The 22,084-nt window shown below is 53.1% G+C and carries 28 protein-coding genes; 21 read left to right on the plus strand and 7 right to left on the minus strand.

Annotated features, from left to right (window positions below; all coding sequences use genetic code 11):
- The first annotated feature begins 101 nt into the window (after positions 1-101).
- From TX82_RS11655 to TX82_RS11710, 15 genes are all read left to right on the plus strand, one after another.
- On the plus strand, positions 102-1,094 hold the full coding sequence (locus TX82_RS11655) for an AAA family ATPase (RefSeq protein ID WP_042251161.1): 993 nt from the start codon (positions 102-104) through the stop codon (positions 1,092-1,094).
- Between the two features lie 13 nt (positions 1,095-1,107).
- Entirely contained in the window at positions 1,108-2,064 is a 957-nt protein-coding gene (locus TX82_RS11660) for a DUF58 domain-containing protein (RefSeq protein WP_005010752.1), read from the plus strand.
- A gap of 6 nt (positions 2,065-2,070) precedes the next feature.
- Positions 2,071-2,640 (plus strand): tetratricopeptide repeat protein, encoded by a 570-nt coding sequence (locus tag TX82_RS15345; protein WP_005010754.1) that lies wholly within the window; start codon positions 2,071-2,073, stop codon positions 2,638-2,640.
- 3 nt (positions 2,641-2,643) lie between these two features.
- Positions 2,644-3,666 (plus strand): hypothetical protein, encoded by a 1,023-nt coding sequence (locus TX82_RS11670; protein WP_005010757.1) that lies wholly within the window; start codon positions 2,644-2,646, stop codon positions 3,664-3,666.
- 6 nt (positions 3,667-3,672) lie between these two features.
- A complete protein-coding gene (locus TX82_RS16845) occupies positions 3,673-4,017 on the plus strand; it encodes a BatA domain-containing protein (RefSeq protein WP_005010758.1) in 345 nt (114 codons plus the stop codon).
- Positions 4,018-4,034: 17 nt separating this feature from the next.
- Positions 4,035-4,670, plus strand: a complete 636-nt coding sequence (locus TX82_RS16850) for a VWA domain-containing protein (RefSeq protein ID WP_244875031.1) — start codon at positions 4,035-4,037, stop codon at positions 4,668-4,670.
- Position 4,671: 1 nt separating this feature from the next.
- Complete coding sequence (locus TX82_RS16855; protein WP_005010763.1) at positions 4,672-4,851, plus strand: hypothetical protein; 180 nt, start codon at positions 4,672-4,674, stop codon at positions 4,849-4,851.
- Entirely contained in the window at positions 4,851-5,660 is an 810-nt protein-coding gene (locus TX82_RS11680; protein WP_005010765.1) for a VWA domain-containing protein, read from the plus strand. Before TX82_RS16855 ends, TX82_RS11680 begins: the two co-directional genes overlap by 1 nt.
- Before the next feature lie 111 nt (positions 5,661-5,771).
- A complete protein-coding gene (locus TX82_RS11685) occupies positions 5,772-6,476 on the plus strand; it encodes a Bax inhibitor-1/YccA family protein (RefSeq protein ID WP_005010768.1) in 705 nt (234 codons plus the stop codon).
- A gap of 176 nt (positions 6,477-6,652) precedes the next feature.
- Positions 6,653-6,976, plus strand: a complete 324-nt coding sequence (locus tag TX82_RS11690) for a tetratricopeptide repeat protein (RefSeq protein ID WP_187291965.1) — start codon at positions 6,653-6,655, stop codon at positions 6,974-6,976.
- The gene (locus TX82_RS11695; RefSeq protein WP_005010771.1) at positions 6,967-7,305 is read left to right on the plus strand and encodes a hypothetical protein; all 339 of its coding nucleotides are present in this window, start codon (positions 6,967-6,969) and stop codon (positions 7,303-7,305) included. Before TX82_RS11690 ends, TX82_RS11695 begins: the two co-directional genes overlap by 10 nt.
- Complete coding sequence (locus tag TX82_RS16360; protein ID WP_005010772.1) at positions 7,302-7,454, plus strand: hypothetical protein; 153 nt, start codon at positions 7,302-7,304, stop codon at positions 7,452-7,454. Before TX82_RS11695 ends, TX82_RS16360 begins: the two co-directional genes overlap by 4 nt.
- A 34-nt stretch (positions 7,455-7,488) precedes the next feature.
- Complete coding sequence (locus TX82_RS11700) at positions 7,489-8,682, plus strand: BatD family protein (RefSeq protein WP_042251166.1); 1,194 nt, start codon at positions 7,489-7,491, stop codon at positions 8,680-8,682.
- Between the two features lie 38 nt (positions 8,683-8,720).
- Complete coding sequence (locus tag TX82_RS11705; RefSeq protein ID WP_144079163.1) at positions 8,721-9,272, plus strand: hypothetical protein; 552 nt, start codon at positions 8,721-8,723, stop codon at positions 9,270-9,272.
- Between the two features lie 71 nt (positions 9,273-9,343).
- Positions 9,344-10,036: an SH3 domain-containing protein gene (locus TX82_RS11710; RefSeq protein ID WP_144079164.1), complete on the plus strand. Its 693-nt coding sequence runs from the start codon at positions 9,344-9,346 to the stop codon at positions 10,034-10,036.
- A 24-nt stretch (positions 10,037-10,060) separates the two neighbouring features.
- Here the strand turns inward: TX82_RS11710 and TX82_RS15355 are convergent, their stop codons facing one another.
- From TX82_RS15355 to TX82_RS11735, 5 genes are all read right to left on the minus strand, one after another.
- A complete protein-coding gene (locus TX82_RS15355; RefSeq protein WP_005010782.1) occupies positions 10,061-10,495 on the minus strand; it encodes a helix-turn-helix domain-containing protein in 435 nt (144 codons plus the stop codon).
- A gap of 170 nt (positions 10,496-10,665) precedes the next feature.
- Complete coding sequence (locus TX82_RS11720) at positions 10,666-11,379, minus strand: response regulator transcription factor (RefSeq protein ID WP_005010783.1); 714 nt, start codon at positions 11,377-11,379, stop codon at positions 10,666-10,668.
- A 1-nt stretch (position 11,380) separates the two neighbouring features.
- Positions 11,381-11,962 (minus strand): HD domain-containing protein, encoded by a 582-nt coding sequence (locus tag TX82_RS15360; RefSeq protein ID WP_005010784.1) that lies wholly within the window; start codon positions 11,960-11,962, stop codon positions 11,381-11,383.
- 3 nt (positions 11,963-11,965) lie between these two features.
- Complete coding sequence (locus tag TX82_RS11730; RefSeq protein ID WP_005010785.1) at positions 11,966-12,616, minus strand: alpha/beta hydrolase; 651 nt, start codon at positions 12,614-12,616, stop codon at positions 11,966-11,968.
- Positions 12,613-14,079, minus strand: coding sequence for an MFS transporter (locus TX82_RS11735; protein WP_222823008.1), 1,467 nt, complete (start codon positions 14,077-14,079; stop codon positions 12,613-12,615). Before TX82_RS11735 ends, TX82_RS11730 begins: the two co-directional genes overlap by 4 nt.
- Before the next feature lie 202 nt (positions 14,080-14,281).
- On the opposite strand from TX82_RS11735, the gene TX82_RS11740 reads away from it, so the two are divergent.
- The 5 genes from TX82_RS11740 (at position 14,282) to TX82_RS11760 (ending at position 20,212) form a co-directional block, all read left to right on the plus strand.
- Positions 14,282-15,808: an OmpA family protein gene (locus TX82_RS11740; RefSeq protein WP_005010790.1), complete on the plus strand. Its 1,527-nt coding sequence runs from the start codon at positions 14,282-14,284 to the stop codon at positions 15,806-15,808.
- A 136-nt stretch (positions 15,809-15,944) separates the two neighbouring features.
- Positions 15,945-18,110 (plus strand): class I adenylate cyclase domain-containing protein, encoded by a 2,166-nt coding sequence (locus TX82_RS11745; protein ID WP_005010793.1) that lies wholly within the window; start codon positions 15,945-15,947, stop codon positions 18,108-18,110.
- A 26-nt stretch (positions 18,111-18,136) separates the two neighbouring features.
- On the plus strand, positions 18,137-18,964 hold the full coding sequence (locus TX82_RS11750) for a motility protein A (protein WP_005010794.1): 828 nt from the start codon (positions 18,137-18,139) through the stop codon (positions 18,962-18,964).
- Entirely contained in the window at positions 18,964-19,815 is an 852-nt protein-coding gene (locus TX82_RS11755) for a pentapeptide repeat-containing protein (RefSeq protein WP_005010796.1), read from the plus strand. Before TX82_RS11750 ends, TX82_RS11755 begins: the two co-directional genes overlap by 1 nt.
- A 55-nt stretch (positions 19,816-19,870) precedes the next feature.
- Positions 19,871-20,212 carry a DUF2784 family protein gene (locus tag TX82_RS11760; RefSeq protein ID WP_005010797.1) on the plus strand — a complete coding sequence of 114 codons (342 nt, stop codon included), beginning with the start codon at positions 19,871-19,873 and terminating at the stop codon, positions 20,210-20,212.
- Positions 20,213-20,230: 18 nt separating this feature from the next.
- Here the strand turns inward: TX82_RS11760 and TX82_RS11765 are convergent, their stop codons facing one another.
- Together TX82_RS11765 and TX82_RS11770 are read right to left on the minus strand one after the other, a co-directional pair.
- A complete protein-coding gene (locus TX82_RS11765) occupies positions 20,231-21,115 on the minus strand; it encodes a formylglycine-generating enzyme family protein (RefSeq protein WP_005010798.1) in 885 nt (294 codons plus the stop codon).
- A 58-nt stretch (positions 21,116-21,173) separates the two neighbouring features.
- Positions 21,174-21,470 carry a hypothetical protein gene (locus TX82_RS11770; RefSeq protein WP_005010799.1) on the minus strand — a complete coding sequence of 99 codons (297 nt, stop codon included), beginning with the start codon at positions 21,468-21,470 and terminating at the stop codon, positions 21,174-21,176.
- Positions 21,471-21,780: 310 nt separating this feature from the next.
- Between TX82_RS11770 and TX82_RS11775 the strand changes: the two genes are divergently transcribed.
- The coding region (locus tag TX82_RS11775) for an Lcl C-terminal domain-containing protein (protein WP_042251169.1) at positions 21,781-22,084 on the plus strand (304 nt) is incomplete at its 3' end.

Below are 22,084 nucleotides of genomic sequence, written 5' to 3' on the forward strand. Positions count from 1 at the left end.
ATAATTTTAACAGGATGGACCCGGGCCGCGCCATCAGGAGTTGTGGCCCCATGGCGGGGTTGCTATATTGTTACTTCTTAATTTCTTTCAGGAATGCACCGATGCCGCAAGACATTCAGGAAATCACCGATAGGGTCAAACAGGCCAGTCATTTCGTTCCAGCCATCGTCGAGGAGATGGAACGTGTCATGGTGGGCCAGCGTTACCTGATCGAGCGCCTCATTCTGGGCCTGCTGACCAACGAGCACATCCTCGTCGAGGGCGTGCCGGGACTGGCCAAGACCACAGCTGTCAAAACACTGGCACAGACCATTGAAGCCAGCTACAAGCGCATCCAGTTCACTCCGGACCTGCTGCCTGCGGACCTCATCGGCACCCAGATTTACCAGCCGAAAACCGGCGAATTTGTCATTAAAAAAGGACCTTTGTTTGCCAACGTCATCCTGGCGGACGAAATCAACCGCGCCCCGGCAAAGGTGCAGAGCGCCCTGCTGGAAGCCATGGAAGAGCGGCAGATCACCATCGGGGGGGAGACATTTCCCCTGGAACAGCCGTTCCTGGTGATGGCGACGCAAAACCCCATCGAGCAGGAAGGGACCTACCCCCTGCCCGAGGCCCAGGTGGACCGCTTCCTGTTCAAGCTCAAAATCGGGTATCCCTCCAAAGACGAGGAAAAACGCATCCTGCAGCGCATGGCCACCACCAACAACCATATTGAAATCAAGCCGGTGATCCACCCTAAAGACATCCTGGCAGCTCGAGCGGTGTTCGACGAGATTTATATCGACGACAACCTGCAGGATTACATCGTGAATTTGGTCAACGCCACCCGTTTCCCTGGCGAATACCGTTTGGAGAACCTGGCCAGCATGATTGACTACGGCGCCTCTCCGCGGGCCTCGATTTTCCTCAACCGCGTGGCGAAAGCGTATGCTTTCATGCAGGGACGCGGGTTTGTGGTGCCGCACGACATCAAAACCATCGGTCTCGACATTCTGCGCCACCGTATCATCCTCACCTACGAGGCGGAAGCCGAGAACATCACGTCCGACGATGTGCTGAAAAAGATTTTCGACACTGTGGAAGTTCCCTGAAGGAGGGGCCACCATGATCGGCAACCTGATCGATAAAATTTCGGCACCATTCAAACCTGCGCCACCCCCGGAGCCACAGTACCGGGATGCGTTGGAGATTTCCTCGGAGTTGATTCAAAAAATCCGGGACATCCAGGTGAAAACCAATCACCTGGTCAACCACATGATGGTGGGCGAGTATGTATCCGCCTTCAAGGGACACGGCATGGAGTTCCGCGAGGTGCGCGAGTATCAACCCGGTGACGACATCCGGCGTATCGACTGGAATGTGACAGCCCGGCTGGACCATCCGTTCATCAAGGAATACCGGGAAGAGAGGGAATTGACGGTGATGCTGATGGTGGACGTCAGCGGTTCGGGCGGGTTCGGCTCGCACTACGCTTTCAAAAACGAGGTGGCAGCGGAGGTGGCATCCATCCTCGCCTTTGCGGCCATCAAAAACAACGACAAGGTCGGCCTTATCGTGTTCTCCGACCAGATCGAACACTTCATACGTCCCCAAAAAGGCCGTGCCCATATCTGGAACGTCATCCGCACCATCCTCACATTTGAGCCGGAGGGTCACCGGACGAATCTCAACCTGCCGCTCGAATACCTGCTGAGGGTACAGAAACGGAAATCCATCGCCTTTCTCATCTCCGATTTCCAGGCGGAGGATTACATGGACCGCCTCCGCCGGGCGCGGAAGAAGCACGACCTGGTCGCCATCAACATAATCGACCCGCGCGAAGTGGAGCTGCCAGACGCCGGCCTGGTTCAACTTGAAGACGCGGAAACCGGAGAATCGTTGTGGGTGGATACAAGCGACCCCGCTTTCCGCAAGCGGTATGCAGTGGAGAAAGAGTGCGAACGGAGGGAACTCCAGGCGGCTCTTCGCTCGGCGGGCCTGGATCATATTGAAATCCGCTCGGACCGGTCGCTGGTGAAACCAATCGTCCAGTTTTTTAAAATGAGAGAAAAAAAGCACTGAGGAAGCATGACCGATTTCAATGAACAAAACACACGTACCACCGGGGACAACCCCACCAGCCCCAAGCTGCCGCCACCCAATGCATCGAGTCAAACGGACCCCCCGGAAAAGGACACCGGTTCCGGCTTCCAGATTCCAACCGAAGGGGTGAGTGCGAAGCTAAAGACATTCGTCATCGGACTCACCGTAGTCACTTTCGTCGCGTTCGGAATTTTCACCGCCATGCTTTTCAAGAAGTCCATGTCATCCGAAGAGAAGGCCGCGGCCCAGGCCCCCTCCAATTCCACGCTTTGGAACACGCAGGCCTTGGCCGTCGCCGAAAAACTGCGGGACTCGGGTTTGTACGAACAGGCGGTCACCCAATACGAGGCGTACCTGGAAAATCCAAACCTCAACCTGGAAACGCGGTCGAACGTCGCCTACATAATGGGTGGGTTATATATGGAACTGGGCAATTGCGGGGAGGCACTGGTCTGGTTTTTTCATTCAGAGGCCGCGGTGAAAGACGCGCCGTGGTCTATAGATCGCAACAAGCGTATCGACGGCTGTCTGCATCAGTTGAAAGCGAACCCGTGAGTCATGTGGCAGCATGTATGCAACAATAAATTTGGAACCAAATTCCTGTGGCTGGGAATTGCGCTGCTCTTTTTAGCCGGGGAAACGTTCGCTCAAAATACTCAACTCCCTCCAGTCACCGCCAAATTGAAAATCGAACCGCAGAACGCCACCATTGGCGATACGGTCACCTACACGGTAACGGTGACGCACCCGCGGGAATTTCAAATCACGCCCCCCAATCCATTCCAGCATTTTGAAAAATTCGAGTTCCTTGACCAGGATGCGAAAACCAGGCAACGACCCGGCGGACCCGTTACCACGGAGTTTGTATTTAAGTTCCGGGCAATGGAAGTCGGCTACTACAACATTCCGGAAATTCCTGTCCGTTTCACCGGTCCCCCTCTGGCCGACCCGTCGCAAATGGCACCCGGCAAAATCCAGGTCCCCGCAGGGGTGGTGGAAGTGCGGTCGGTATTGTTCAAGGACGGTGACCCGAAAGACATTCGCGATATCAAGCCCATCGTTGGGGCGGGGCCTCCCTGGCGGCGTTATGCCCTCTACGCGCTTGCCGGCCTCGTTGGTTTGATGTTTCTGTACTTCATCGGACGCAAATTATTTACGAAGCGGGCTCCCCGGGAACGGAAACCGCAACCCGTGATCCGTGAACCCCATGAGGTCGCATTGGATGAACTGGACACGCTGGCCGGGAAACAATGGATCGAACAGGAGCGGTTCCGCGAACACCAATTTGAATTGTCGGAAATATTCCGCCGTTACCTGGGCGCACTGTATTCCGTACCGGCTCTGGACTGGACAACTGAGGAAATCGTGCAGAACCTGCTTTTCCGCAAAAATTTTCCCAGAGAACTGAGCCAACGGGCACTGGACATACTGCACCGTACCGACTGGGTCAAATTCGCCAATGTGGAAAGTGATGCTTCGACGTGCCTGGAAAATATTCAGGCGGTCAGGCAGTTTATAGAGGACACAAAACCGCGACGCGACCTGGGTTCCAGCCAGAAATCTCCAGCGGCCCCCATCTGACGTGCTATGACTTATTTCCAGTTTGCAAATCCGTGGCTGTTTCTTTTACTTCTGGCAATTCCATGGATGGTCTACCAGCATTACCGGAACCGCCCGGCGGCGTTCCCCTTTTCTTCCCTGAACACCCTGCGGCGCATCCTTCCCTCTCATGTTTCTTTCCTGGTGCAGTTGCCGTTGATTCTACGTTGCCTGGCGGTGACATTGATCGTCATCGCTCTTGCCCGCCCGCAGGAGGGGCGCAAAAGTACGGAGATTTTGACACACGGCGTGGATATCATGCTCGCGCTCGATACTTCAGCCAGCATGCAGGCGATGGACTTCAAAAAAAGGATCAACCGGTCGATCGCCTGACCATCGTGAAAGACGTGGTGAGCGAGTTCATTGACGGGCGGGAGTTTGACCGAATGGGTATGGTGGTATTCGGGAATGAGGCATTCACGCAGTGTCCGTTGACGCTGGACCACAACATACTGCAGGAGTTTTTAAGCCGGCTGGACATCGGTGTGGCGGGTGATTCCACCGCCATTGGCTCCGCGATTGCCATCGCGGTCAAACGGCTCAAGGACCTCGAATCCAAATCGAAAGTCATTATCCTGCTTACAGACGGACGAAACAACGCGGGAAGCATTCCACCCCGCCAGGCCGCCGAGATCGCCGCCACCTTCGGCATCAAGATTTACACTGTCGGTGTAGGCACCCACGGAAAAGTGCCGTTTGTGTTCGACGGAATTCTCGGCCGCCAACTGATCATGCAGGACGTTGAGATGGACGAGGAATCTCTGAAAGAAATCGCCGACATCACGAACGGCAAGTATTTCCGGGCCATGGACACCGACTCCCTCAAAAAGATATACACGCAGATCGATCAGCTCGAAAAATCCGAGGTGAAGTGGATCGATCACTCAGAGTTCAAGGAACTGTTTCCCTATTTCCTGATTCCGGGTCTGCTGTTGTTGATAACGGAATTCACGCTGGCTCAAACCCGCTTGAGGAGAATCCCATAATATGCGATTTGGTCTGCCGGAATATTTGCTTTTGCTGATGGGGCTGGCATTCCTGATTGGGTTTTTCATATGGTCGGGAAACCGCAAGCGCGAACAGGCCGCGCGGTTCGCCTCCTCTTCCCTGCTGGGCCGGCTGGTGCCACCGCGCGCAAGGAAAAAACAAAGAAAAAAAACACCCTGATGGTCTTCGCGGTATTTTTCTTCATTCTGGCCCTCGCCCAGCCACGCTGGGGGTACGAATGGGAGGATTTGAAACAGGAAGGGGTGGATATCATCGTGGCGGTGGACGTATCGCAGAGCATGCTTGCCACCGACATCCAGCCCAACCGGATGGAACGGGCCAAGCATGAGGTGGCCGACCTCATCCACCTTCTGGAAGGTGACCGCATCGGCCTCGTCGCGTTTGCAGGCTCCAGCATTCTGCAATGCCCGCTGACCCTCGACTACAATGCAGCCAAAATGTTTCTGGATGTATTGGGGACCGACCTCATACCCACCCAGGGTACGGCGCTCGGCCATGCCATCCGTACGGCAGTCAAGGCCTTCAGTTCAGTGGAAAAAAAATCGAAAGCCATCATCCTGATCACAGATGGAGAGGACCATGAAGGCGACGCACTGGCCGCGGCTCAGTACGCCAATGAGCAGGGAGTGAAAGTGTTTGTCATCGGCATCGGTGCGGAGGAAGGCGCTCCCATTCCCGACCCCGAAAGGCAGCGCGGATTCAAGCGAGACCGGAAGGGAGAAATCGTCCTCACCCGTCTCAACGAAGTCGTTCTGCAACAGGTGGCCCTTTCCACCGGCGGCAGTTACGTGCGGTCGGTGCTGGGTGACATGGACCTGAATAAAATCTATCTCGAAGACATCAAACAGCGGGTCGAGAAAAAAGAACTGCGCACCGCCCGGCGGAAACGATGGCAGGAGCGGTTTCAATGGTTCATCGCCCTGGGATTGGTATGCCTTTTAGGAGAGTGCATGGTCCGCGAAAAATGAGATAATAAATAAGGAAAAAACCGGACTTGACGCGGCATGGGCCGCGTCTTATATAATACCGAATCTGCAGAACTGGGCAGATACCATAAATAATTCAAGGAGTTTATAACGATGCAGCCCAATCGGACCTCATACATGAGTCAGGATGCCATTGCCGCCGAACAACAGCGGTTCATGGTCCGGGTCTATAACTGGATGACGGCGGGTCTCGCCATGACCGGTGGTGTGGCGTGGCTGGTGTCCAATACCGAGCCTTTGATGAAACTGATTTTCGGGAATCCCATCGTTCCGATCGTCTTGATCATCGCCCAGATCGGCCTGGTCTTCTACCTCGCGTCCTCGGTCATGAAGATGTCCGCCAGCCAGGCGACGGGGGTTTTCATTCTGTACGCCGGCCTGACGGGGTTGACCTTTTCCGCCATTTTCATGGTGTACACCGCAGCATCCATCACCTCCACTTTTCTGGTGACGGCGGGCACCTTCGGGGCCATGAGTTTTTACGGCTACACGACGAAGAAGGATCTCACCTCGTGGGGCAGTTTCCTGTTCATGGGCCTCATCGGCATCATCATCGCCTCGGTAGTAAACATCTTTCTGCAGAATGAAGCCGTTTACTGGGTGGTCACCTACGCGGGTGTGTTGATTTTCGTCGGACTCACGGCCTACGACACCCAGATGATCAAGCAGATGAACATTCTCGGCAACGAAGGCACCGATGAAGACACCAAGGAAGCCATTCAGGGAGCGCTGAAGCTGTACCTGGACTTCATCAACCTGTTCCTGATGCTCCTCCGCATCATGGGGGACCGGCGCTGAAGCCTCGGTTCCTCCACGGCGGCTTGCATAACGAAAAGGGATTCCCGGTAAGGGAATCCCTTTTTTCGTTTCAAACTCGCTCCAACAGGGCATGCTAAACTATCAGTACCATGCGAAATTTGATTTTACATTTCTTTTTTTTAACGGCAATGGCGAGCCTGTTCGTGATATACGCTTTGTCCGCTTTTGCTGATGAGCTTCCGGAATCCGCACGTGAGGGCATCGCCCATTACAACGAAGAGCATTTTGACCAGGCGGCAAGGAAGTTCAGTGAGGCGGAAGCCCTGGATCCGGAAAATCCCACCGTGCGATACAACGCAGGCAATGCCAAGTACCGGCTGGGACGTTACGAGGCGGCAATCGAGGACTACGGCAAGGTTCTTTCAGGCGACAGCCCAACAGAACTCAAACAGAAAACCTGGTACAACCAGGGCAACGCCTGGTTTCGTCTGGGAGCCCTGGACCGGGCCATGGAGTCCTACAAAAAGCTTTGGAGTTGAACCCTCAGGACGAGGACAGCAAGTTCAATTACGAATACGCCAAGCGTCAACTGGAGCAGGCTATCGCATCCGGACAGATGATGCCGCGCAATATGGATAAAGGAAAACCGCAACCCGGCAAGGAACAGAAACAGGCCCCACCCGAAGCGTCCCAATCCGAAACCACGGAACCGACGGGGCACGGCGAGGCCAACGAACAGCCCGAACCGGCCGAAGAAACCCGGACCGCAGAGCAGGATCCCGAAAAAGATAAGAAGAAAGAAGAGCCGCAGGAGCAGGTGGCAGACGAAACCCCGCCCGTTCCTTCTTCTCCCGAACAAAAAAAATGACCGCCATGCTGAAAGAGGCCGCGCCCCTAACCCAGGAAGAGGCTGAGCGGCTGTTGGGATCCTTGAGCGAGGATCTCAAGAAGTTCAAGCGCCGCCAGTTGCAGGGAGAGGTGCAGGACCTGTTCAAGGATCAGGGAAAGGACTGGTGATGCAGCCATGCGCCGGAACAACACCACAGGGGGGATGAAATTTTTTCTTTCCTTTTTTCTTTTGGCGTCGATTGCGCTGTTGCTGCCGGGTAGTGGCTGGTCACAAGACATTCGCGTGAGCGCTTCGGTGAACAACACCGAGATCACGCTGGAAGATGTGCTGGATGTGAAAGTCGTGATGGAAGGAACGCAGGACGCACCGCAACCCGATCCGCCTGCCCTGCCCGCCTTTTCGGTCCGCCCCGGCGGTCGCGCCACCTCACTGCAAATCATCAACGGAAAACGAACCGCATCGACCACATTCCATTTCCAGCTGATTCCGAAACAACCCGGTGACTTCACCATCGGTCCTTTCAAGTTTGAGATCGGCGGAAATCCGTACATCACCGCGCCTATCGCCATCACCGTACGCAAGGGTCCCGCACCCGGCCGGAAAGACCGCCTGGTTTTTGCGGAAATAACCGTTCCCACACACCAGCCTTACGCCAACGAACTCCTGCCGGTCACCCTGAAAATGTACCGCAAGGTAACCGTTCGCAATGTGAATATCGATCTGCCTCTCGATGATTTTCGCAAGGTGGAGTTGGGGTCGCCCAAACAGTACAACCGCGTGTTGGATGGAATCCGCTACGATGTGTACGAGTGGAACACCGGAATTTATCCTTTGAAGGCGGGCCGGACGACCATTCCATCGGCCTTGATCGAGTTGGACATCGTTGAACAAACGCCCTCCGGCCGGCGCCGTTCCGGCGATCCTTTTTTTGACGACCCCTTTTTCCAGAGTCCGTTTTTCCATAATCAATTTAAATTGAAACACAAAATCCTGCGTACCGATCCGATCGAGCTCGAAGTCCTGCCGCTTCCGGAGAAAAACCGTCCGGAACCGATTTCCAACATGGTTGGACAGTTCCAAATGAATACCCAGTTCAGCCGGACTCAGTTGGCGCAGGGGGAAACGATGACCCTCACTGTCACGGTGACGGGTGAAGGCAATCCGCAGGATGCGCTGCTGGAACTGCCTGAGACCGGCGGAGATTTCAAAGTGTACGCAGACCAGCCGGAGTTCACCCGCACCGGCGGCGATAAAACGGTGACAGGCAAAAAGGTATTCAAGTATGCGCTCGTGCCCTTGAAAGCGGGACCGCTGACCTTTCCCGCAATCACGCTAAACTATTTTGAACCGGGGAGCATGCGTATCAAACGATCCAAACCGAACCGCAAACGGTGAACGTAACCCCGGCAAAAAACTCACAGGAATTGAATGCGGTGGAACCGCAATCCGAAAGCTCATCCACCGGAAGCCCGCACCGGGAGCCGATTGAAGACATCAATCCATTGTATCTGGACATGCAGGAATTCACCGACCGGAGTCGTTCTGGCTGGTTCTGGTTGACGGTGGTCCTGGCCCTGTTCGTTCCTCCAGCGTGCTTTATGTTTTTTATCCCGCTCCACCACAAACGCCAGCGCATGAAATTCGACAGCGCCTACAAACGCCGCATGGAAGCTTTTCGCCAAGCGCAGGAACGCCTGAATCGGTTGACTTCAGGGCACAACGGCGGCGCTCGCGAAACAGTGCGGGAGCTGTCGCAGATCGTTCGCACATACATAGGCGATCGGCTGAACCTGAAGGGAACCGCATTCACCTCGCGGGAAGTGGAAGAGCAGTTGCGGCAACGTGAATTCCGTGAAGAACATATTGTTGAGACACGCGACCTGCTGGAAAAATACGAATCCCTGCAATACGCTGCGGGACAAGGGGACACGGAGGCGCTTTTAGTCGAATCTCGCCGCCTTATCGAGAAGCTGGAGAATTCATGATGCGCCTTCCCCGATTCGCAATCCAGATATTGATCATGCTTTGGGCCGTATTATTTTTGGCTGGCGGGGTCTTGGCGGGAGAAGTCCAGGAACGCATCGCATCGGCCAATCGCCTGTACATGGAACAAAAATACAAGCAGGCAATCAACGTTTACGAGTCTGTCCTTCAATCAGGTTTCGATAACGGTCGTCTGCATTTCAACCTGGGAAACGCCTATTACCGCACCAACCAAACCGGAAAAGCCATCCTCCATTACCTGAAAGCGAATCAACGCCTTCCCCGTGACGAGAAGGTGGAGGCCAACCTGCATTTCACACTGGCGAAAACTGTGGACCGGACAGACTGGCGGTTTCCCAACTTGTGGACCACGGTGTTCTTCTGGCTTGAAGATGTGACTTTGGAAGAACACATCTGGACATTGGTTGGCGTGAACTTCCTTTTATGGGTGGCGTGGAGTGTGTTGATTGTTCACCCCGGACACGCGACCCGCTTGACACGAAATATTGCGCTGGGATTGTTGGGATTGGTTCTGGTATCCACGCTGGCCCGTTTTTTTTACGACGCCGGGCATCGGTATGCGGTGGTGCTGGCAAAGGACATTGCCGTGCATGCAGAGAAGGGATTGGAAAAACCAGTCCTTTTCCGGCTCCATGAGGGGGCCGTCGGAAAAATTACGGCGGAAAAAGATGGGTGGTACCACCTGACTCTTCCGGATGAAACCGGGGGGTGGATCCGGGCACAAGACGACCAGGTCGGAACCTGACTCTTCGACCCACCCCGGATTCCATCAATCCGTCTCCACCCCGGCCATGAAGCCTTTGATCTGGGCCTTCTGGGTCGGAGTGCCTCGTTCAAAGATTTTTACCAGACGGTGGACCGTGCGTTTGAAATCATTGTCACTCATCAGACGCACCACTTCCTTGAAAGCCGATACATCCTTGTCCACCGCATCCTTTTCCTTGATCATGTCCCCTTCCCCGGTCAACAACCAGCAAATGTTGACATCGGTTTTCCGGCACAACCCTGTGAGAGTGGTGGCGGAAGGAAGAGACTTGTCGTTTTCCAGATCCGATAAAGATCCCTGTGAAACATTGATGGTTGCGGCCAGGTCCACCAACCGGAGCGAAGATAACTTGCGCCAGTAGCGAAGACGGCCGCCCACCGATTTGGGCTGGTTCGAATCCTCGTGACCCGGAATGTCATTGCCAATTTTTTCAATCATCGGAAACCTCCTTGTGTTTATCTTCAGCCCCTATTATTGAAAAAATCGGTCAAAATATGATGAAGACAATGCAACAATTATGTTACAAATCGGCCCAATGATATAGCTTTTCCGATATTTTTTCGTTGAGATCAAATAAAAACCAAAAAGGTTAACCCACTCTGCAAAGCCTAAATTTTAAAGCGGTAACCCACGCCCCTAATGGTTTCGATATATTTTCCCGCATCCATCAATTTATTCCGAAGCCTTTGGATGTGCGTGTCAATAGTTCGGGAAAAGACACCTTCACCGCTTTCCCAGACATGTTCCATCAGGTAATCCCGGGTTTTTACCTGGCCCATATTGTCCAGCAATGAGGAGAGCAGCTTGAATTCGGTAAGAGTCAACTGGACGATTTTGTTTTTCACCCGCACCTCGTGTTTTCCGAAGTCCACTTTCAGAACCCCCTGGGTCAATGTGTCATTTCGGGCTTGCGAACCATACACTCTTTTTAAAACATTGTTCACCCGCAATAAAAGTTCCTGAGAGTTAAACGGCTTGGTGACATAATCATCCGCGCCGAACTCCAGACCCAGGTTCCGATCCACTTGTTCCGTCCTGCCGGAAAGAATGATGATGGGAAGGTTTTGTGTTTCCTTGTCGCCCCTCATGCTGCGGCACACTTCCAACCCGTTTTTGCCTGGAATATTGATGTCGAGCAGAACCAAGTCGGGGCAGCGCGAACGAATGATGGCTTCCGCGGATTCGCCGTCATCCGTCGAAATGACCTTGTACTTTTCCTGGTCGACCAGTTGCTTCACCAGGGTCACGATGGACGGGTCGTCGTCCACAATCAGAATAGTGTAGCGCCGGAACCCTTTTTTCGTTTTGCTGTTTTCGGCCATATCAGATTTCAGTCGGGTGGTGAGCCAGGGTTTTCCATTCCTTCTCCATCAGGACCAGCACACGGTTCCACTTTATTGAAAACTCTTTTGCCGGCCCGGAAACAGGCTTTTTTTCCGGTGCGAGCGCCAGAAGGTACCGCTGCCATTTGATCATCATCGCCTCCCGTTGTTCGAAAGGAATCGACCGTGAGCTGAGAATGTTATCTTCAATGTCGCACACTTTGATTTTTTTGGATTCGAGAGGCCAGGCTTCAAAATCTTTCAGGTATTCGAGGTGGGACAACCCGTCCGGCTTGGTCAAATCCGCCACCAGACGGCGGACGTCGGGTCCAAACCAGGATTCGATGTTATCAAGGTTGACCCAGGTATCCTCCACCAGGTCATGGCACAATGCAGCCAGGGCGCCCTCCATTGTCTTGAAATGAAACTGAAGATAGGCTTTGCACACACGGCGGGGATGGTGGTAGAAAAGCTCCCGCTCGCTTCCTTTTCGAATTTGTCCGGAGTGCGCTTTTTGAACGGTAATAAAGGCTTTTTTGATTTTTCCCAGGTTTCCCGTAACCCGAATCGCGTACGGTTCCATATTTTAAATGCCTTCCCGGGTAAAAAACTTCAAACAATCGTCCACGATCCAGTCTATATGCGATAACAAACTGTGATCGGAGTCCAACTCTTCCAGTTTAACCCAGGGGCGATTCTTCGCAAACTCCCGTGACTGAACCACGGGCACGGTTTCATCGTGCACTCCGTGTACAATGCGCGTCGGAACGGACCGGTCCAATGGGAGAGCATCCCACTTGCGGGCATCCTCAAAAATGGCCGTGCTCAATTCCATTTCCCGGTCGTAGCGGTAGTGGTACACCCGCATTACTTCCGGCAGCCTTCCGGACTTCGGGTCCTCCGGGACCACTTTCTCCTTCCAGCGTTTCAGGAATTGCAACCCCGGACACATCAGGTACACCCCCTTAACCTCTTGTCGCAGCTGCGCCACAAGTGCCGCCAGGTATCCGCCCATACTGCTCCCGATCATTCCGATCCTCGAATCCGGCAAAGTATCGACTACCGACTGGATTATTTCAACCTGCCCGGAAAGGGTAAGGTTTCGGAAATCACCCTTTTCCAGGTCGGGCACTATCAACTCTTTTCCCTGCTCCCGGAATCGCTGGGCAAACACAGTTGCTTTCTTGGAACCGGGGCTGGAGGCGAATCCGTGGCAATACACATAAACGGTTTTCATGTTCGAGTTCCCGGGTTCCAGTCCGGCTGAGACTCCAACATACGTTTCACCCAGGGAAGAAAGAGGTAGGCGGGAAACGCAAGAAAAAAGGTGAGTGTGAAATACGGGGCGTAGCCCATCGCCTCCGCTCCAAACCCGCCTGCCCATCCCGCCACCGATCGGCTGAATGCGAAAATCGAGGAAAGAAGCGCGTACTCTGAGGCAGACCGTTTTTTGTTGACGATCGCCATGAGAAACGCCAGGAATGCGGCCGAACCCAACCCGCCGGTGAACGACTCGAGCACACTGGCGCTGTACATCATGGCTTTGAATTCCATCGCCATGGGCACCCCTTCCTGAGGCGGGGGAATGGCGGCCGCCACCCCGGCGTAACCAAGGTTGGACAGCGCCTGCAAAAGACCCAGCACCCAGATGCCCTTGAATATTCCAAAGCGGTCTGTGAACCAACCTCCCACCAGACCGCCCGCAATAGAGAGGCCAAGCCCGATGTTGACCGAAACCAGACCGATTTCCGTTGCTGAAAACCCGGAGTCCACCCAGAACGGCTTCACCATGAAACCCATGGAGGTGTCCGCGAGCTTGTAAATCAGAATGAAAATGATGACAGGAATGATGTGTGGCCTCTGGATCAGTTCGAAAAATGCCCCGAACATCGGCCCTTCGTTCAACTCGTCGCGCAGGGATGGCCCGTTATTTTGTTGCCTCACCCGGTGCGTCCAGTAATGGCTGCCCGCCACCACCAGAATGCCCGCCATCGCAAGCGTGGGCCACAGGTAAGGGCGTTTGTCGGACACGTCCAGTTTGGTATCGACCAGGCCGAATCCCATCAGCACCATTATAAAGAGAAGAGCCAGTGCGTAAGGATAGCGGGCGATCAGGCTGAACTCGCCCAGCAGGGATCGTTCAGAACGCGTTTTATAGGCCTGTTCCGGAGGGGCCAGCAGGCACACTGTGCCGCAGGCAAACAAGATGAGCGCACCGGCAAGATACGTCGCGCTCCACGACATCCAGTCCGCCAGCACCAGGATGAATCCCGAAGCCAGCATGCCCACCCGATACATGCCATTGCGGATGCCGTTGGCGAGACCCAACTCGTCCTTGTTGAGCATCTCAATGGTGTAGGCATCGATGGCGACATCGCTCGTCGCGGAAAAAATGGTGAACAAACCGATAGCCAGCCACACCCAGGGGCCGAAGTCGAGCAGGACAGCAAAAACCAGCATGACGCCGCCCATCAGCACGTCCATCAGAAAAATCCAGCGGCGGTGGTGGCGCACGTAATCGACCGCAGGGGCCCACAAAAATTTGAGGGTCCAGGCCAACCCGAGCAGGCTCATGAACCCGATCTGCCACAGATCCACCCCCTGCTGGCGCAGGTGAACGGGGAACACATCGTAAAACACGCCCAGCGGGAAGCCTTCCGCGAAATACAGGACTCCAACCCAGAATAACTTATTTTTCAATAACTTAGGATGACTCTCCATGCCCCCCCAACGGTCGGTTTGGTGGATGCCCCGTCGGCATTCAGTTCGATGGATGTCTTAATTGCCGCTTGCCCACAGAGCCCCTCCCCTTATACTTTCCAGTGGACGGTCGAATCCCTATAATGATTTTTTTATAAGAATTTAGGGTATTCTAGCCGATAGGAAATCCGGGTAGGGAACCATGGCTCAAGAGAATTCCATTCAGCGTCTAAAAGAACAGCTCAAAATCAAGAACCAGGAGCTGAAAAAGCAGGTCAGAGAAACGTCCAGACTCTCTGACAAAATGAACAACATTACCGTCCTAAACAAGGAAAAAGTCAATGAATTATTGGGCCTGATCAAGCAAAAAGAACTTGAACTGAAAGAAGCCCAGGAGGCCGTCTGGGCGGCCCGCATGTCCAAACGCAAGAAAGGCCAGGGAGACGAAAAAGGAGACGGGGAAGAAACGGAGGAACCGGCCGAGGATCGGGAGAGTGAAGTTCACGAAATCGATCCTGCCATCGTCAAGGAACTCGAGGAAGCAAAAACCAGCCTGCAGAATCTCAGGAGCCTTTTCAAGGAAACCCGGGAGGAGCTCAAAAAAACCAGCAACGACAAATCCCTCCTCGTCAAGGAAGTAAAAAGAACCCGCAAGGAACTGGACCGGGTTAAGTCATTGAAAGACGAAGTCACCCGCCTCAAGCAGGAGTTGGAACAGAAGGCCGGCCCTTCCTACCAGCAGCTGGAAAAGGAAATCGAAGGCAAGGAAGCAAAAATCGAAAAACTGGAACGCATCATCAAGGATGCGACGCAGGACCGCGAGGACGGCAAGCTTCCTGCGGAAATCATTTTTGAGTTACGCATGGAGCTGAACGAACTGCTCCACGACAAGGAACGGCTGGTCATCGAGTTGGACCAGTTGAAAGATGACAACGAAGAGTTAGAAAGCAAAATCCAGACTCTGGAAGACAAGCAGGTCGCGAGACAGTTGGAGGGACAGATCGCACACGAACACCGTTCCTCATTCCGCACGGCATTCGTCTCCATGGAGGGTTTCCTCGTTACATACAGCGACATGATCACCCTCCTCCTCGCGATTTTCGTCATGCTGTTCACCATGTCAAACATTGACGAGGCAAAATTTGTGGAAGCCATCTCCTCGTTTCAGGAGAAACAGGTCCGCGTTACCTCTCAAAACGTTCGCCTTACCAACCAGGAAATCGAAATGCTTGAACGCGTACGCGAACTGGTGAAAGACAATGTTGACCCGGAAGAACTCGTGCGTGGAGATGTGAAAACGAAACTGATCCGCCTCAAATCCGAAGAACTGTTTGCACCGGGTAAGGCCACGTTGATTACGGGTGCGGAGGAAACCATCTTTAAAGCCATCACAAACGACCTGAAACAGGGAGTCAAGCAGATCCACATAGAGGGTCATACAGACAACGTTCCCATCAGCACCGAGGCTTTTCCCTCCAACTGGGAACTTTCCACCTCCCGCGCCGCACGGGTGGCGCGTTACATTATTGAGGAACTCAATTTTCCGGAGGAGTTGATCGTCGTTTCGGGTTATGGCGAACACCGCCCCCTTAAACCAAACAACACCGATTCCAACCGGGCCATGAACCGGCGAGTCGAAATCAAAATTCTCAAAGACAAGGAAGTTTTAAAGGAAGAAAACGGGGGCAAGGGCCAGGCAATAAATGGACAACCCGTAAAAAAAACCTGAATGGCCGTTCCGGGAGTCGAATCATTGAACTTTACCGGATTAACCACGGCAGTCAAAAACCCATTCTCATTTATGGGTACGCCCTTTATAATTAACTATTAAATCCTTTGAACTGAAAACCGTCCCGGGGAATTTTATGGCGGACAAACCGGAAAATATCGCGGAAATCCTCTTCAACAACCGCCAGATATTTTTGAAATACAACCAGAACAACCTAAACCGGATTCAACAACCTCTTTTCCACATGGACCGGAATGTATTCACCATCATTCCCCGCCTCCTGCATATCAACCAGGAGGGACTCCCGGGCTACGTGAAGGGCGATACGCCTTGCGGTATCCATCATTTTCAGCTCAGCCAGCGGATTCAGCTCGCCGCCGAGACCTTATTTCCTGACACGGTATTCCGCGGGAATGAAGAAGTCGATCCCTTCATTCACACGGTTTTGATTATGGGGAGTTGCGGTTCGATCGCCCAGAGCCGTAAGTCCGACCTCGATTACACCCTGCTGGTCAATAAGCACAGCGTATCGCCGGAAAGACTGGGCCTTTTCAAGCAGAAACTTAATCTCATCGAGAAATGGGCCTGGGACGAATTCAACCTCGAGGTTCACTTTTTCATAAATGACATTCAGGAGGTCAAAAACAATATTTTTGGCGAAAGCGACACTGAAAGCACGGGTTCTGCCCAGGCCAAGTTGCTTAAAGAGGAAATGTACCGCACCGCTGTCATCACTGCGGGCAAACTTCCCTTCTGGTGGGTTGTGCCTCTTAAAACCGATGACGACAAGTACGAGAATTATTTAAGCCTCCTCACCTCGCGTCAAACCCTGCTGGATCCCAATGAGTTCGTCGATATCGGCAACGTGGATGACATATCACAGGGTGAGTTTTTCGGTGGCTCCATCTGGGCACTCATCAAATCCTTCAAGGCACCGTTCAAAACCCTTTTGAAAATGGGGTTGCTGGAGGAGTACATGTTTGGCAACACCCGTTTCAATCTGCTTTGCCATGAAATCAAAAAGAAAGTTTTCGGCGGTACCCTGTACGATGACATCGACACCTACATTGCCATGTATGAACGAGTGGAGCGGTTTTTCAAGGAACACAAGGATGAAAATGCGTTGGACGCGCTCAAAACTTCTTTCGTTCTGAAGGTGGGTACCAAAGTCACTGGTGAAGAACTGGTGAAAGGCAGCCCCGATCCTCGAAAACGCACCCTGATCAACATGTACAACTCCTGGGACTGGGAACCTGAAAAACTGGAAAGCGTCAATTCCTATTTCAACTGGCAAATGCTGGACAAGGTAGCGCTCGGAAACCGGATCAACAAAATCCTCATGGCCAGCTACAAAAACATTTCCGAGGCAAACAGGGCATCCGGTGAGGAATCCCTGATTTCCGAACGGGACACGCATCTTCTAGGCCGCAAGCTGTTCAGCTTTTACCGGCCCAGTCAGAACAAGGTGGAAAACCTTTTCGCTTTGGTGGATGGAGAAACGGGTGAAAAGGAATTGACCTTCATGCTCCACCGTGTGAATCCCAAAGACAAAGGGGAGTGGTACCTGATTCGCGGAAAAACTTTGGCTTTCCTGGAGCACATTCCCAAGGAACAGATTCTCAAGAAGGCATCATCCCTGCAATTTCTCGTAGCCTTTGCGTGTTTCAACAGTTTGTTCCGGAAGGATACGGTTCTTCTGCTGCGGGCGGAGCAACAGTCCATCAAGGACCATGACCTCAAATTCCTGCTGGAAGACCTGTCTTCATTCATGTCGCAGGTTTCCGTGGCATCCATTCCCAATGAAGACCTGCTTTCCCATGCCCGCCTGCGGCAATTGTTCATGATTGTGGATTTCGGGCACCCCATTCCGCGGGAGGTCATTATCGGCGGCCTGCAGGATTGCAAAACCGCCAAAGAATACGCGGATTTCATGAATAAGAAGCTGGAACGCATTTCCAGCACCACCGCCATTTACCTTACCTCATGGGGCGAATTGTTCTGTAAAACGTATGTCGGAGCCAATTCCATGAACCGCTGCCTTGCAGAATTGCGGCCCATGACCCCCAACTGGGAAATCGACGAAGACGAATTTTTTAAATTTTTCGTACCCGGAAGCCGAAAAGAAAAAATAGACTTCTCCTGGCTGTCCCGGTACATCATAAAAACGCTGACTTTCAAAAAAGGAAAGGCTGCAAGGAGGGTTGAATCGGCCGACCCCAAACCCCATCCGACCGCACAAAAGCCGTCGGAGCCGGACGCACTGGACGTGGAAGAAGCCAGATCGAGGTCTTCGTCCGCCTGAACTGCAATGACTGAAGCGAAAGAGATATGGCAATCGCAGTAAAAGAATCGGAAACCATATCCGGCTTGGAATATACGGGACGGTACCAACAGGAATCCCGCATCGACGTCGGCACCATTTTCGGGACCATGATCGGCGTGGGCCTGATCACCTGGGCCATCATCCGTGGAGGAAGCCCCGAAACATTTTTGAACCTCAATGCGGTGCTGATCGTTTTCGGCGGCACCATCGCCACTTCCTTCATCGCCTACCCTTCAGGGAAAATCCTGAGCCTGATTCGCGTCATCATCAATGCTTACAGGCCGGACAATCAAGGACCCGCCGGCTACATTGAGCAGATCATGCAACTCGCCACCAAGTACCGGACCGGTGGCATCAAGCGTCTCAAAAACGAAGAAGAAAACGTGGAGAACCGGTTTCTGCGTACCGGCATCGGCATGATAGTGGACGGATACAACTCCCGTGAGATTCACGAAATCCTGGACCGGGAAATGAATTCGATGATTGAGCGCCACCAGCGAAGCCAGAGAATCCTTCAGTTCATGGCGGTGCAGGCACCGATCTTTGGAATGGGCGGAACCCTGATCGGCCTCGTCCAGATGCTCATGCACATTGAGAACCCGGACACCATCGGCCCCTCTCTCGCGACAGCCCTCATCACCACATTTTACGGAATCATGCTCGCCAACCTGATCATCACGCCGGTGGTGGCCAAGCTCAGCCACCGGACGGAAAGCGAAACCCTGCTTTGCAAGATAATCCGTGTCGGGATTCTGGGTATCCATGACCGCACCAATCCCCAGAAAATCCGGCGAAACATGAACGCACTGCTTTCTCCGGACCAGCAACGATAATGTCGAACATCGACGAATTACTGCAATTGACGCTCGCGAGCAAATGCCAGGATGGCGTCAACTTCAGCGAGTATGACCTGAAGGGAATCAGCCTGAACGGCATTACCTTTATCTTCGGGGTACTCAACGAAGTCATCCTGGAAAAATCGGAGCTGATTGACCTTAATTTTACCCAGGCATCCCTTGTGGATGCGAACTTTTACAAAGCCCGGATCAAGAATGTTGATTTCGGCAACGCCAACCTCAACAATGCCAACTTCGAGGAAGCCACGCTCGTCGATTGCGTTTTCAAAAATGCATCCTTGGAAAACGCGAATTTTACCATGGCCAATCTCAAAGGGTGCATGTTCCGTGGCAGCAACCTGAACCACAGCAACTTTTCCGCCGGCAAGCTGGAGAACTGCGACTTTTCCTTTGCCCGCATGATGTACAGCTACTGCCGGTCAGCGGAAATCAACACCTGCAAATTGAACGGAACCAATGCTCGTGGTTCGGACTTTGGGTTCGTCAAATTCCGCGATTCCGATCTAAAGAGTGCTGTGTTCAAATACACGGATTTTAATTCCACCACTTTCCGCGATTCCAATTTATCCTTCGCCAACTTCATTGGCGCGGAAATGAAAGACGCCGTTTGCAAGGACAACCAAATGGAAGAGGCCAACTTGGAAGGGGCCGACCTCACTTACGCCAATTTTGAAAAATCAAACATGCGAAACGCCTTTTTTCTCGAAGCCAACCTGCACGGCACCAATTTCAACCAGACCAATCTGAAAAATGCCTATTTTGTGGATGCCAACATCTCCAAAGCGGTCATGAAAGATGCCGTGCTGGAGAACACCATCCTCGAGTAACCTCCCTCCTCAGGCAAGGCGTGCGAGAGCACCTCTCTTTTAATATAATCAGTGCATGGCGTACTACTTCCTTATCCTGCATTTTCTTTTCATTCTATACATGGTGGTGGGTTTCATTGTGGGGCTGATTGTCAACCACCGCACCTTCCGTTTTGTCCACGCGGCCCTGCTTGCGTTCGTCACGGTGCTCATGATCCTGAAAATCCCGTGCCCCCTCACTGTCCTGGAAGAACATTTTTCCAGTCGAGACTACGAAGGCTCGTTTCTCGCCACGTGGCTCAACCGCATCATTTATATGGAATGGTTCGATGCCGGCGCGGTGTTTGTGGCGGACATGACCTTCGCCATGCTGGTGTTCACGTCGTTCATCTGGCGGCCACCACCACCCGGCAGGTAACCAAGAGGGGAGTGAGGTTCAGCTTTCTGCTGAGAAATCGAGGAAGGGGCTCACACAGCGGAACCCGACGTTGTCAAAATAGTCATCGGGTCGCACTTCCGAGCGATGGAACACATACCGGTGCTCGTCCAGAAAATAATGCCCTCCTTCCTGGAAGCCATTGCCGCGCAGAACTTTCAAATCGGTTCCAAATTTCTTGAACTGAAAGTCACTTCCCGGATACGGCAGATACCAGTCCAGTGTCCATTCCATCACATTGCCGCCCATATCAAAAGCCTGGAAGGGACTGACGTCGCGTGGAAAACTGCCCACCGGCATCAACTTGCGCGGACCGTCGAGACCGATGTTGGCGAGGCCTTTATCATAATCGTTGCCCCAGGGGTATAGGCGTCCATCGGTGCCCCGCGCAGCCTTTTCCCATTGGGCTTCAGTGGGCAGGGATTTGCCCGCCCACATGGCATAGGCCAGGGCTTCGCCCCAGGTGATGCCGGTCACCGGCAGGTCACCCTGCTCAGGAAGGTACATGCCATTCACCCAGTGTCCGGGATATTCATGATACTGAACGGATTCGACGAATTGCTTGTACTCCCGGTTGGTGACCTCGTACTTGTCGATGTAAAACGCGTCCAGGTAAACGGTGTGCTGGGGTTGCTGGTCGCGGAACAGGGGTTTGACGGCGCCGATCTTGAGGTGTTTTTTCTCCGGGTCCGTTTTGTCTGTACCCATGATGAACTCCCCGGCGGGAACCAGCACCATTTCCTTGCCATCGACCTCGGAAATGAGCGATGCCGGAAGCGGTCCTCCTCCGCCGACTCCATAATTGGAGTCCGGTTCGCCACAGGCGGCGAGTCCCAGAAGACAAAGAAGGGTCAGGAAAACGATTTGGTGAAGGCGGAAAAACATGAATTCAAGAAGCGGGAAAGGTTTTTAATAGAGGATTGCGTGAGGGTGTAAACGGATTTCAGATTTCGTCGTCGTCATCTTCCTCTTCTTCATCCGCACCGCTGATGGAAGCCTGAAGCTCCTCCTCCTCGGCCTGCGTCATCAGGGTCTGGATGTCCTGAAACCCCGACGCCAACCTCTGGATATTGATGAGCAGGTTCACCAGTTCGCCATCCTCCATTTCCTTGATACCGGCAACCAGGGCACCCCGTTCGTCGTCGCCGTACTGTTCGTCAAACCGGTCGAAACAGGAGAGAATTTTGTCCTTGCAATGGATCAGGTCATAAAAAAAAGTCTGTACTTCGATTTTTGCCATGACGGTGGTTCCATCCCTTCCAATAGCAACATGCAACAACACGGTCAAGCGAGTCGCATATGGGTTTTAGAATTTCTGAGGCCTCAAAATAGCACAAAATCCGACCGCTTCGGCAACCGTTTTTGATCAGCGTGCGTCTCACTCAAACATACCGCCTCCGCTCCCAGCCACTTCCTGCCGCCAACGCCTTAAAATGAGTTGCGCCACTGAAAACATTGATATTAATATATTAAGGCTAATTCTGGGAACCCGCACTGCGGGTTCCATTCCGAAAACAACCCGAAACTGATGTAATTGGACGAGGATCACCGTGGCAGAAGGAGAACGCTTTGTGGACAATGGTGACGGCACCGTCACCGACACCAAATACAAAATGATGTGGTTGAAGGAAGACTACTATCAACGGAAAGGCAAATGGTGCAACTGGATGGGCGCCAACAAATACGTCAAGCTGATGAACGAAAAACAGTTTGCAGGCCATTCCGACTGGAGGCTGCCAAAAAGCCAGGACTGCCGCAACCTGTACGACCACGAGTCCAAAAATTACGATTTCAACGACGACATCGTTCACATCGACTACATATTTCCGGAAGGTTGCGGATTCACCTACTGGT

Origin of the sequence: Nitrospina gracilis 3/211, assembly GCF_000341545.2 — a bacterium.
Taxonomy (GTDB): Bacteria; Nitrospinota; Nitrospinia; order Nitrospinales; family Nitrospinaceae; genus Nitrospina; species Nitrospina gracilis.

Bases quoted from the DNA above. Each gene is read 5' to 3' on its own strand.
- TX82_RS11655 (WP_042251161.1), top strand. From the start codon at position 102: ATGCCGCAAGACATTCAGGAAATCACCGATAGGGTCAAACAGGCCAGT.
- TX82_RS11660 (WP_005010752.1), top strand. From the start codon at position 1,108: ATGATCGGCAACCTGATCGATAAAATTTCGGCACCATTCAAACCTGCG.
- TX82_RS15345 (WP_005010754.1), top strand. From the start codon at position 2,071: ATGACCGATTTCAATGAACAAAACACACGTACCACCGGGGACAACCCC.
- TX82_RS11670 (WP_005010757.1), top strand. From the start codon at position 2,644: ATGTGGCAGCATGTATGCAACAATAAATTTGGAACCAAATTCCTGTGG.
- TX82_RS16845 (WP_005010758.1), top strand. From the start codon at position 3,673: ATGACTTATTTCCAGTTTGCAAATCCGTGGCTGTTTCTTTTACTTCTG.
- TX82_RS16855 (WP_005010763.1), top strand. From the start codon at position 4,672: ATGCGATTTGGTCTGCCGGAATATTTGCTTTTGCTGATGGGGCTGGCA.
- TX82_RS11680 (WP_005010765.1), top strand. From the start codon at position 4,851: ATGGTCTTCGCGGTATTTTTCTTCATTCTGGCCCTCGCCCAGCCACGC.
- TX82_RS11685 (WP_005010768.1), top strand. From the start codon at position 5,772: ATGCAGCCCAATCGGACCTCATACATGAGTCAGGATGCCATTGCCGCC.
- TX82_RS16360 (WP_005010772.1), top strand. From the start codon at position 7,302: ATGACCGCCATGCTGAAAGAGGCCGCGCCCCTAACCCAGGAAGAGGCT.
- TX82_RS11700 (WP_042251166.1), top strand. From the start codon at position 7,489: ATGAAATTTTTTCTTTCCTTTTTTCTTTTGGCGTCGATTGCGCTGTTG.
- TX82_RS15355 (WP_005010782.1), bottom strand. From the start codon at position 10,495: ATGATTGAAAAAATTGGCAATGACATTCCGGGTCACGAGGATTCGAAC.
- TX82_RS11720 (WP_005010783.1), bottom strand. From the start codon at position 11,379: ATGGCCGAAAACAGCAAAACGAAAAAAGGGTTCCGGCGCTACACTATT.
- TX82_RS15360 (WP_005010784.1), bottom strand. From the start codon at position 11,962: ATGGAACCGTACGCGATTCGGGTTACGGGAAACCTGGGAAAAATCAAA.
- TX82_RS11730 (WP_005010785.1), bottom strand. From the start codon at position 12,616: ATGAAAACCGTTTATGTGTATTGCCACGGATTCGCCTCCAGCCCCGGT.
- TX82_RS11740 (WP_005010790.1), top strand. From the start codon at position 14,282: ATGGCTCAAGAGAATTCCATTCAGCGTCTAAAAGAACAGCTCAAAATC.
- TX82_RS11745 (WP_005010793.1), top strand. From the start codon at position 15,945: ATGGCGGACAAACCGGAAAATATCGCGGAAATCCTCTTCAACAACCGC.
- TX82_RS11750 (WP_005010794.1), top strand. From the start codon at position 18,137: ATGGCAATCGCAGTAAAAGAATCGGAAACCATATCCGGCTTGGAATAT.
- TX82_RS11755 (WP_005010796.1), top strand. From the start codon at position 18,964: ATGTCGAACATCGACGAATTACTGCAATTGACGCTCGCGAGCAAATGC.
- TX82_RS11760 (WP_005010797.1), top strand. From the start codon at position 19,871: ATGGCGTACTACTTCCTTATCCTGCATTTTCTTTTCATTCTATACATG.
- TX82_RS11765 (WP_005010798.1), bottom strand. From the start codon at position 21,115: ATGTTTTTCCGCCTTCACCAAATCGTTTTCCTGACCCTTCTTTGTCTT.
- TX82_RS11770 (WP_005010799.1), bottom strand. From the start codon at position 21,470: ATGGCAAAAATCGAAGTACAGACTTTTTTTTATGACCTGATCCATTGC.